Annotated in this window: 6 protein-coding genes; 5 read left to right on the plus strand and 1 reads right to left on the minus strand. The window is 45.8% G+C overall.

Going from position 1 to position 10,061, the window contains the following annotated elements:
- Positions 1 to 188: 188 nt before the first annotated feature.
- Positions 189 to 1,046, minus strand: coding sequence for a chorismate mutase (locus tag BGI33_RS02090; RefSeq protein WP_100089737.1), 858 nt, complete (start codon positions 1,044 to 1,046; stop codon positions 189 to 191).
- 253 nt (positions 1,047 to 1,299) lie between these two features.
- On the opposite strand from BGI33_RS02090, the gene BGI33_RS02095 reads away from it, so the two are divergent.
- The 5 genes from BGI33_RS02095 (at position 1,300) to BGI33_RS02115 (ending at position 9,484) form a co-directional block, all read left to right on the plus strand.
- The gene (locus BGI33_RS02095) at positions 1,300 to 2,298 is read left to right on the plus strand and encodes an HlyD family secretion protein (protein WP_100089738.1); all 999 of its coding nucleotides are present in this window, start codon (positions 1,300 to 1,302) and stop codon (positions 2,296 to 2,298) included.
- Position 2,299: 1 nt separating this feature from the next.
- Positions 2,300 to 5,089: a ribosome-associated ATPase/putative transporter RbbA gene (rbbA, locus tag BGI33_RS02100; protein WP_100089739.1), complete on the plus strand. Its 2,790-nt coding sequence runs from the start codon at positions 2,300 to 2,302 to the stop codon at positions 5,087 to 5,089.
- Positions 5,090 to 6,217 carry an ABC transporter permease gene (locus BGI33_RS02105; RefSeq protein ID WP_100089740.1) on the plus strand — a complete coding sequence of 376 codons (1,128 nt, stop codon included), beginning with the start codon at positions 5,090 to 5,092 and terminating at the stop codon, positions 6,215 to 6,217.
- A gap of 34 nt (positions 6,218 to 6,251) precedes the next feature.
- Complete coding sequence (locus BGI33_RS02110) at positions 6,252 to 7,730, plus strand: efflux transporter outer membrane subunit (RefSeq protein WP_100089741.1); 1,479 nt, start codon at positions 6,252 to 6,254, stop codon at positions 7,728 to 7,730.
- A gap of 230 nt (positions 7,731 to 7,960) precedes the next feature.
- Complete coding sequence (locus tag BGI33_RS02115) at positions 7,961 to 9,484, plus strand: patatin-like phospholipase family protein (RefSeq protein ID WP_373885120.1); 1,524 nt, start codon at positions 7,961 to 7,963, stop codon at positions 9,482 to 9,484.
- The last annotated feature ends 577 nt before the right edge of the window (positions 9,485 to 10,061 follow it).

A 10,061-nucleotide genomic window follows, 5' to 3' on the forward strand; every position in this document is an offset into this window, starting at 1 on the left:
CAAGCGCTAATTTTAAGAAAAGTGCTGATTTTATGTACTTTTTAATTTATTTTATGCTGAATTTTTTTGGTTATGAGCAATATAATGCTTAATTTGGACAAATTAAACTGTTTATTTTGATTAATTTGTCCAAATTTGAAGAAATTATAGGTTTTTGTTAATTATTAAATTTTAGACTTATTGTCCAGTTAGTAGATGATGATATGGGCACCTGCTGCCTGTGCCAGTTGCATGAGTGTTGCACTGTTCATATAGGCATGGGCAAGATGGGAAATATTGGCAACAATCGGTAGATGGGTAATTTGTCTGGCCTTAACAATGGCTTCTACATCAAGCCTGTATGGGGCATTGCGTTCAAGGCTTAATGTTCCGGCTTCACCCAACATCAGGTGATGATTGCCTTTGAGGGCGATGTGTTCGGCAGCAATCAGCCAATCGTCAACCTGATGATGTTTGTCTTTGCACAGTACCACCGGGATATTTAGACAGCCTACTTCATTGAGCAGGGCACGGTTGGACATCAGCTCTCCACCCAGATAAATAATATCTGCTTCTGCTTGTAAGGCAGGTTCGAGCTGGCGCACATCTCTGATACGTAACCAGACCGATTTACTGGCCTGATGTGCCTGTTTTATTTGTTGTTGCATGTTAGTACCAGTTGGCTGTGGTGGTGTATAAGGTGAAGCTGTCTGGTAGAAAGGGTCGATAAATATGTTGGTATTTTCTGGAAATTGTAAGCCGGTGGTGCTGGCTACCCGATGACAGTGCTGGCCGCCGAATTGTTGGCCGCGTACGGTGATGATGGTGTCCTGCTGCTGGATTTCACGGCTGATAATGCGCCAGTCCTGTAGTATACGCAATGCTTTTTCAACGCCGGCGAGCGCTTCAAGCTCGCGTGGTTCAAATACTCTTTCGTCGCCAACTGCGCCAATAATGGTACGTTCTTCGCCGTGCGATATGTGTTCATGCAATCCGCGCTGGCGGATAAAGGTGATGACGTTGTTGATCTGGGTTGCTGTTGCTTGTCGTTGCATTACGATAATCATGTCGGAAGTCCTTGAAAGCAGTGTTTTGATTGTCAGAAAAAATCAGGGTGCTGACAAGTGGCGATTGGCAGGAATCAGAATTAAGCCTGTCTGTTTAGGGTGTCAGCTATTATGGTAAGAGTGCAACAGTGATAGTAAACTATTGTTATTGATGAAATGTGACTTTATTTTATGTGTTAACTTGCGTGAGTAAAATTCGGCGTGTTTCGTGATGCGAAACCAGTAAAACAGTTCAATAATCAGGAATAGATAGATGAAAATAAGAAGACTGTTGTTTGTGTTGGTGGTACTGGTGTTGGTTGGGCTGGCGGTATGGATTAATATGCGCAGTCATACTGCTTTACCGGATGGTTTTGCTGGTGGCAATGGTCGCATGGAGTTAAAACGGCTGGATGTAGCTACTTTATACTCTGGCCGAGTAGTGGAAATGAAAGTGGATGAGGGTGATATTGTAGCCAAAAATCAGGTTTTGGCTGAGCTTTCATCTGATCAGACCAGTAGCAAGCTGGCGGCTGCGCGTGCGGATAAACTGCGTGCACAGGAAAATGTGGCTAAAGCAGAAGCGGAAATTGCTGCCCAGCAACAGGCACATAAAGTTGCGCAGATGGATCTGGATAATACGCGCCAGCTCAGATCAGATGAGCTGGTATCTTCGCCAGAATTACGCCGGCGTCTGGCTGACCGCGATGCGGCTATTGCTAAAGTTAAAGCGGCGCAGGCGGCACGCGCTGAGGCACAGGCTGCGGTGAAACAGGCGCAGGCGCAAATTGATGCTACTTCTTCTGCAAACAACGATATGCTGATTCGGGCGCCTAAAGCCGGTCGGGTTGAGTATCGTATTGCTGAAGCCGGTAATGTGCTGGGCGAAGGCTATAAGGTGGTGTCGCTGCTAGACCCAACTGATGTGACGTTGTCGGTATATTTGCCCACGGATACTATTGGTAAGCTGAAGCTTGGGGATGAAGCACGGATTATTCTGGACGGGATGAATGCAGTCTGGCCGGCAAAAGTGGATTTTATTGATTCCAATGCCCAATTTACGCCCAAGTTTGTAGAAACGCTGAACGAGCGGCAAAAGCTGATGTATAAGGTCAAGCTAAAAATTCCGCCACAGATTGCGTTGCAATACAGTGGTTTGCTCAAAGGCGGCTTAACGGGTAACGGCTATATCCGTTTAGATAACAGTAAGGCATGGCCGCAGCAGTGGCAGGTTAATCTACCCAGTATGAAACAATCAGCCAAAGGTGCCTGAGATGGAGAGTACTGCCAAAGAGCAGGCTGCGACAGGAGAAAACTGGGCTGTTGATTTACGCCATGTGTCCCATCAATACCGGCAGACGGTGGCGTTGCGCGATGTGTCGCTGCAAATCCGGCGCTGTGCTACGGTAGGCCTGATTGGGCCGGACGGGGTAGGTAAATCGACTTTGCTGTCGTTGATTGCTGGTGTAAAGATTATTCAGCAGGGCGAGGTGCTGGTATTTGGTGACAGCATGGCAGATAAGCACAGCCGTCAGTTGCTAAGCCATCGTATTGCATTTATGCCACAGGGGCTTGGCCAGAATCTGTATCCGACTTTATCAGTTAATGAAAATGTTGATTTTCATGCGCGCTTATTCGGTTTGCGTGGCGCGATGCGGCATGAGCGTATTGCGCGTTTGTTGCAGGCTACGGGGCTGACACCTTTTGCCGACCGGCCGGCTGGTAAGCTGTCTGGCGGGATGAAGCAGAAGTTAAGCCTGTGCTGTGCGCTGGTACATAATCCTGAGTTGCTGATTCTGGATGAGCCAACTACGGGGGTTGACCCGTTATCACGACGGCAGTTCTGGCAGTTGATTGATCAATTGCGGCAGGAAAATCCGGATATGACGGTGATTGTGGCCACTGCCTATTTTGATGAAGCCAAGCGCTTTGAATATTTGCTGGCAATGGATGAAGGCCGCCTGATTGTTAATGCACCGACGCAGCAGGTTCTGGAAGAGACGCATACGGATACGCTGGAACAGGCTTATGTGAAAATGCTGCCTGAGTCGAAGCAGGATAAAGCCGGCAGTTTACAGCTAACGCCATTTGTACCCGATAAGGATTCACCACCGGCTATTGAGGCGAAAGATTTAACTAAGCGTTTTGGGGATTTTGTTGCGGTAAATAATGTAAGCTTTACGATTGAGCGTGGCGAAATTTTTGGCTTTCTGGGGTCGAATGGTTGCGGTAAATCGACAACTATGAAAATGCTTACTGGTTTGCTGGACGCCAGCTCGGGTACTGCCCAGTTGCTTGGGCACACGGTTGATGCCGATGATATGACGACGCGCATGAAGATTGGATATATGTCGCAGTCGTTTTCTTTATATGAGGAATTAACGGTACGGCAGAATCTGGTTTTATCTGCTCGGCTATATCGTATGGATGCGGCGCAGATTGGTTCTTCGGTTCAGCAGTCTTTACAGCAGTTTGATCTGGTTGAATTTGCTGATATCCAACCCAGTGAACTGCCTTTGGGTATCCGGCAACGTTTGCAACTGGCTGCGGCCTGCCTGCACCATCCGCAGGTATTGATTCTAGACGAACCAACATCAGGGGTTGACCCTGTGGCCAGAGATATGTTCTGGCATCATCTGCTTGATTTATCAAGGCATAATCGTACCACTATCTTTGTATCGACACATTTTATGAATGAGGCAGAACGATGCGACCGAATATCGTTTATGCATCAGGGACGGGTACTGGCTATTGGTACGCCTGCTGAGTTGTGTGCCAATAAGAATACAGATGATTTAGAAACAGCATTTATTGATTATTTGCAAGAAGCGGTAGACAAAAATCAGGATAATCAGCCAGCAACTGCCGAGCATAATCCGCCTCAGGAAACCAAACTGGCGCAAACTGCTGGCAAGGCAATGAATGTTAATAGTCTTACTTACTGGCTACGGACGGTATGGACATTTGCTGTACGCGAAGGCAAGGAGTTGCTACGCGATAAAATTCGCTTGTTTTTTGCTTTGTTCGGGCCGGTTGTTTTAATGATGATGGCTGCGTGGTCAGTGTCTTTTGATGTAGAGCATGTAAAGTTTGCAGTATTGGATCGTGATCAGACGGTGGAAAGCCGTGCGTTAATCGAACACTTTCATGGTTCGCGCTATTTTACCTTTACCGGCAATCTGCATGATGCCAGTGAAGTTGACCAAACGCTGAAAATTTCGCGAGCCAGACTGGTTATTGATATTCCCCCCCATTTTGGTCGCGATCTGCTGCGTGGTGATAAGCCGGAAGTGGGGTTTTATGTAGATGGTACCATGCCGTTTATGGCGGAGAATATTAAAAGTTTTATTCTGGTGATATTGAACCGCTATGCTACGGCTGAATGGGCTCAGAAAGGCTTGCCAGTATCGCTCACGCCTAATGCGCAGATTGCACCGCGCTATGTATACAATCAGGATTTTAAAAGTATTTTTGCGATAACGCCCGGTATGATTATGATGGCAATGATGCTGATACCAGTTATGATGACGGCGCTGGGTGTGGTACGCGAGCGGGAAATCGGCTCAATTACCAATCTGTATACTTCTCCGGCTTCGGTAAGGCAGTTTCTGATTGGCAAGCAGATACCCTATGTGTTTGTTTCCTTTATCAGCTATCTGATTCTGGTGTGGCTGGCGGTAGTGGTACTGGGTGTACCGGTACGTGGCAGTTTCTTTGCCATGAGTCTGGGGGCGTTGGCGCTGATTTGTGCTGCCACCGCTTTTGGCTTACTTATTTCCAGTTTTGTTAAGTCACAGGTGGCCGCAATTTTTGGTTCTGCTATCTTGTCACTGATTCCGGCGCTGAATTTTTCCGGTCTACTTTATCCCTTATCTACGCTAACTGGTGTGAATTACTGGTTTGGCTGGAGTTTTCCCACTGCATGGTATCAGTTAATCAGTCTGGGCGGTTTTACCAAAGGTTTGGGCTTTCTGGATTTCGTTAACTATTATCTGGTATTGCTGGCATTCTGTTTGGTGTATGTATTTTTGGCCGGCTGCTTGTTAAAAAAGCAGGAGGTATAGATGCTGCAATGGTTTAAAAATGTGTGGGTACTGAGTATTAAAGAACTAAAAAGTCTGCTGAGCGATGTAGTACTGATTGCTTTGATGGTGGTGGTATTGTCTGTAGCCATATATTCTGTAGCCACCAGTATTTCTACGGAAGTGCGACATGCTTCTGTGGCGGTAATGGATGCCGACCACAGTGTGCTGTCTTACCGGATTCGTGATTCTTTGCTAGAACCATATTTCAAGCCGCCGGTAGAGGTAAAGCGCGAGGAAATTGATGCGGCCATGGATAAAGGCGATTATGTGTTTGTGCTGGATATTCCGGTTAACTTTGAACGTGATGTAGTGGCAGGGCGTTCGCCTACTATTCAGGTACTGGCTGATGCCACTTCGGTAACTCAGGCCGGGATTGGCTTTAATTATTTAAGCCAGATAATTGATGCACAGACACGCTCGTTTTTACACCAGCCGATGGCAGCTGAATATTCGCCGGTGACTCCGGTGCTGAATATCCAGTTTAATCCCAATGGTGAATCTTCATGGTTTATCGCTACGATGAATGTGATATCGAATCTGACCTTACTGGCAATTATTCTGGTTGGTGCAGCGGTAATCCGTGAGCGTGAGCACGGAACGATTGAGCAGTTGCTGGTGATGCCGGTACACCCCAGTGAAATTGTGATGGCCAAGATTTTTGCCAATGGTGCGGTGATTTCGGTGGCTTCTCTGCTGTCGCTGTGGTTGGTGATTGAGGGCTGGCTGGGTATTCCGATTAATGGTTCGGTGTCTTTGTTTAGTCTGGGTATGTTGATTTATCTGTTTTCTGTGGCTTCGCTGGGTATCTGGTTTGCAACGCTGGCACCAACCATGCCGCAATTCGGTTTGCTGTGTTTGCCGATATATGTGGTGATGCGTTTGCTTTCAGGCTCGGAATCGCCACTGGAGAGCATGCCGGCTTTTTTTCAGTATATAACCTGGTTTTCGCCAGAAACCCAGTTTACTCAGTTTAGTCAGGATGTGCTGTTTCGCAATGCCGGGCTGGATATTGTCTGGCCGAAAATAATGATGATGACAATCATGGGTGCGCTGTTTCTGGCTTTGGCTTTGTCGCGCTTTCGTGGCATGCTGGCGCAGCATTCTTGATGATGATTGCGCCGGATTTTCGGGAAGTAAGGTGATGAATAAAACATGGTTGCCGGTATTACTGGCTATGGGATTAATGGCAGGCTGTGGCAGAACTGATATTCAGGTGAAATCCACCGTGGCTGTACCACAGCAGTTTGACCACAATGCTACTGCCCGCGGTACGGCAGACATCAGCCGCTGGTGGCAGAGCTGGCCAGACCCGGTATTGAATGATCTGATTAATACGGGTTTAAAAAATAACCGTAATCTGGCCAAGATGAAAGAGAATATGCTTTCAGCTCGTGCCAGTGCAGCTATAGCGGAGTCTGATCTTAGCCCGCAGGCTGGGGTAGAAAGCAGTGGCGGCTTGCACCGCTACAACGGTGCCAATGCACTCAAAGACCTTGATCTGCCGGGAATCGGTAATACCAAGGATTATTTACAGGCGACTGGTTCGCCTCTTGGTGCCAATCGCAGCCGATTGCATGGCAATACAGTGCAGGCAGGTTTCATTGCCAGCTGGGAACCGGATATATTCGGCCAGAAGCGCAGTGATGCTGATGAAATGCATTATCTGAGTCTGAGCGAAACAGAACGCTGGCATGGTGCTCAGATGCTGCTCAGTAGTGAGATTGCCGATAATTATCTGAAAATGCGTGCCATGCAGCAGCGTGTGAAAGTAGGTGAACACAGTGTGGCTACGCTCAAAGAATTGCAGCGCTATACAGTTGGCCGTTTTCGTGCTGGCCAGACTACGGCTTATGATGTAAGGGAAATTGCCGCCAAACTGGCCGCTATGCAGGCACAGATTGCCACTTATCAGGCTCAGGCAGATGTGTATCAGCGCAATATCGCGGTATTAACCGGCCAGTCACCGCAGGGCTTTACGATTGCTCCTGCGTCTCTGGACATTTTTCAGCATTTGCCTTCTGCACCTGCTGGGCAGTTGCCATTAGATGTCATTACCCGGCGGCCGGATATACGTACTCAGGAAAATGTGGTGAAAGCGATGAGTGCTGGGCTAGCCAGTGCTAAAGCAGATCGACTACCGCGCTTTTCACTTAATTTTTTATGGCAAACTGGCCAGATACATTTAAATAACAACACATCATATTTAAAAAATGTTGGTGGCTTGCTTGATGCCGGTATGACAATTCCGGTATTCACCGCCGGCCGGATTAAACACAATATCGAAAGAGCAGATGCACAGCTACAGGCAGCCATTGCCGAATATGATAATATGATTTTGCAGGCACTGGCCGAAGTAGATAATGCCTATCAGATGCAGTTCAGTCTGTACCAGCAAACCCAGTTAATGCATCAGGCGCAAACGCAGGCAGCCAGTCAGGCCAGTGCAGCCGAGAAACTGTTTCGCTTTGGCAATATGACACTGGATCGCAGTTTACGCGCACGCTTGAATACGGAAGATCTGACTGACAAACAGATTCAAGGACGGTTGGAAGAAGCGCGTAATCTGGTGAATCTGTATAAGACACTTGGCGGCGGCTGGCAGGATAGTGAGACAGAATAGCCAATACGCGCAACCGGATTTGGTTTCCGGACTGCATCGGTAATTTAATAGTTTGATAATATAATTACAAAGCAGGACTGATAAGGTTGAATAGTGGTGACAATGTTACACTGGCACTTTAATCAATAATCAATAGTACTATTGATTATTGAACGGAATATTTTAATACGCTTTTTTTGGTCTGGGAGCCATATATGCCGCTGTGTATTACTCGATCCACAATATGGCTAATGCTAACTTTGATTATTGTATTCGGATTGAATGCCTGTGCTACTTTGCAATATCAGCCGGTGGCAACGATTGATCATATTAATGAAAATAAGGGCTATCGTCTGCAAAATGCTTTATTAAACAATAATGCACATAAAAGTGACGATGTAATCGGTATTGTTATGTTCTCTGGTGGCGGCACACGTGCAGCAGCCTTTGGCTATGGCGTTCTTGAATCGCTGAAACAGCAGCAGGTGAAAATAGGCGGCCGGCAAACCAGCTTGCTGGATACAGTGGATGTGGCCTATGGCATTTCTGGCGGTTCTGTACTGGCTACTTATTTTGGCCTGCATGGTGCAGAAACGATTCCCAGATTTGAGCATAATTTTCTCAATCAGAATTTACAGAAAATGCTTATCGGGCAGGTTTTTTCGATGGCAAACTGGTCGCGGCTGGCTTCACCTGAGTTTGGTCGCGGGGATTTGTTGCAGGAGCAGCTAGATTTACATTTATATCATGGTGCTACCTATGCCGATTTAAATAATAAACGTCAGGGGCCGTTTGTTGTGATTAGTGCCACGGATATGAGTCTGGGCAGCCGGCTGGATTTTACTCAGGAATATTTTGATGTGCTCTGTCTGGATTTAACCAAGGTATCTATTGCACGGGCAGTGGCTGCTTCCAGCGCGGTACCGTTGGTATTTGCTCCGGTAACACTGAATAACAATGGCGGCAACTGCCACTATCAGCTGCCAAATGATCTGGTGGACACCAATACTGCGGATGCTACTGGTACCACAGCGTTTCGTGCTCAGACGCGCGCGGTTTACCGTGCCAATCTGAAACAGTATCAGGATAGCCAGAAACGGCCTTATATTCACTTGCTGGATGGTGGACTGACTGATAATCTTGGCTTGCGCAGCCTGCTGGATACGACAGAACTATATAGTAATAAAACCCTGTACGACCGTTTGGAATCGGCGAACATTCATAAAATCATTATTATTAATGTCAATGCACAGTCGCAGCGAAAAAATGAAATTGACAGTAGTGCCAGTGTCCCGGGTACAACAGATGTAGTCAGGGCATTAACCAGTATTCCGATTGAGAAGTATTCGGAAGATACACAGCGTCAGTTTCAAAAATATGCTGAATGGTGGAACGAGAACCGAGGTGAGCACGCGCCACGTGTCTATTATATTAGTGTGAATTTGCTGGATTTGCCGCCTTCACCATTGAGAGAAAAAGTAATTCATATTCCGACTACGTTTTATCTGGCTCATAGTGAGGTCAATAATTTGCGCAAGGCTGCTAAACTGTTGTTGATACAATCTCCCGAGTATCAGCGGCTGATTAAAGACATAGGTGTGCCATCTTCAGCACCTAAGACGGAATCATTTACTCTGTATGATGATGAAGCATCTGATGCAGATTCTGATACAGCAGCGGATACTAAAAATTCTGATATGGTTGATAATCCACAAAATGATTTAAATAATGTAGTCAATTTTATCAATACTGAATCGCTACCGTTGCTGCGCTGATTTATCTGGCCTGACTAAACAAATAAAGTGGGTTACCGAATAAGTGTGCATCTTTTGTGGTTACCCTTTTGCCATTACTCAATGAGTTTTATATAAAAATCATTATTAATAAAGCCTGAAAGCTTTTTTCAGGCTTTTCTTTTTTTCTTTGCTGGTAATCGCAAATTGGCAGCTCCGGCTCTCTGCATGGCTGTTATCTGTGGGTGGGGGTGTGGCCGGCAGGTTTGCAATTAATTTTGTGTAAATTTTGTGTAGCAGAATGGAATTAGTTAACCACATGCTGAAGTAAATTTTTTAATTTGCAATTTATGTTAATTTTATTTTCATTTTTTTTAGGAAAAAATAGATTTTGTTGTAAAATAGCCACGGAATCAGGCCGAAATAGCCGGTTTTTTAGTTTGGATTCTTGTTGCTATTTCAATATGTTATGAGTTGTTACCCATGTTGCGAAAGGCATTTATATAGCTTAATAATAATATATGCCATATGTATAAATATATTTAGAAAAAAATGGGTTATTTAATTTGTATGCTAAATATAGCATTATTGGATTATTTTATAATTATTATATTTATAG

The organism is Snodgrassella alvi, assembly GCF_002777425.1.
In the GTDB taxonomy this organism is placed as follows: Bacteria; Pseudomonadota; Gammaproteobacteria; order Burkholderiales; family Neisseriaceae; genus Snodgrassella; species Snodgrassella alvi_B.

What these genes read in the sequence shown, in the direction of transcription:
- rbbA (WP_100089739.1), top strand. Translation starts at nt 2,300, where the DNA reads ATGGAGAGTACTGCCAAAGAGCAGGCTGCGACAGGAGAAAACTGGGCT.
- BGI33_RS02110 (WP_100089741.1), top strand. Translation starts at nt 6,252, where the DNA reads ATGAATAAAACATGGTTGCCGGTATTACTGGCTATGGGATTAATGGCA.
- BGI33_RS02105 (WP_100089740.1), top strand. Translation starts at nt 5,090, where the DNA reads ATGCTGCAATGGTTTAAAAATGTGTGGGTACTGAGTATTAAAGAACTA.
- BGI33_RS02090 (WP_100089737.1), bottom strand. Translation starts at nt 1,046, where the DNA reads ATGATTATCGTAATGCAACGACAAGCAACAGCAACCCAGATCAACAAC.
- BGI33_RS02095 (WP_100089738.1), top strand. Translation starts at nt 1,300, where the DNA reads ATGAAAATAAGAAGACTGTTGTTTGTGTTGGTGGTACTGGTGTTGGTT.
- BGI33_RS02115 (WP_373885120.1), top strand. Translation starts at nt 7,961, where the DNA reads ATGCTAACTTTGATTATTGTATTCGGATTGAATGCCTGTGCTACTTTG.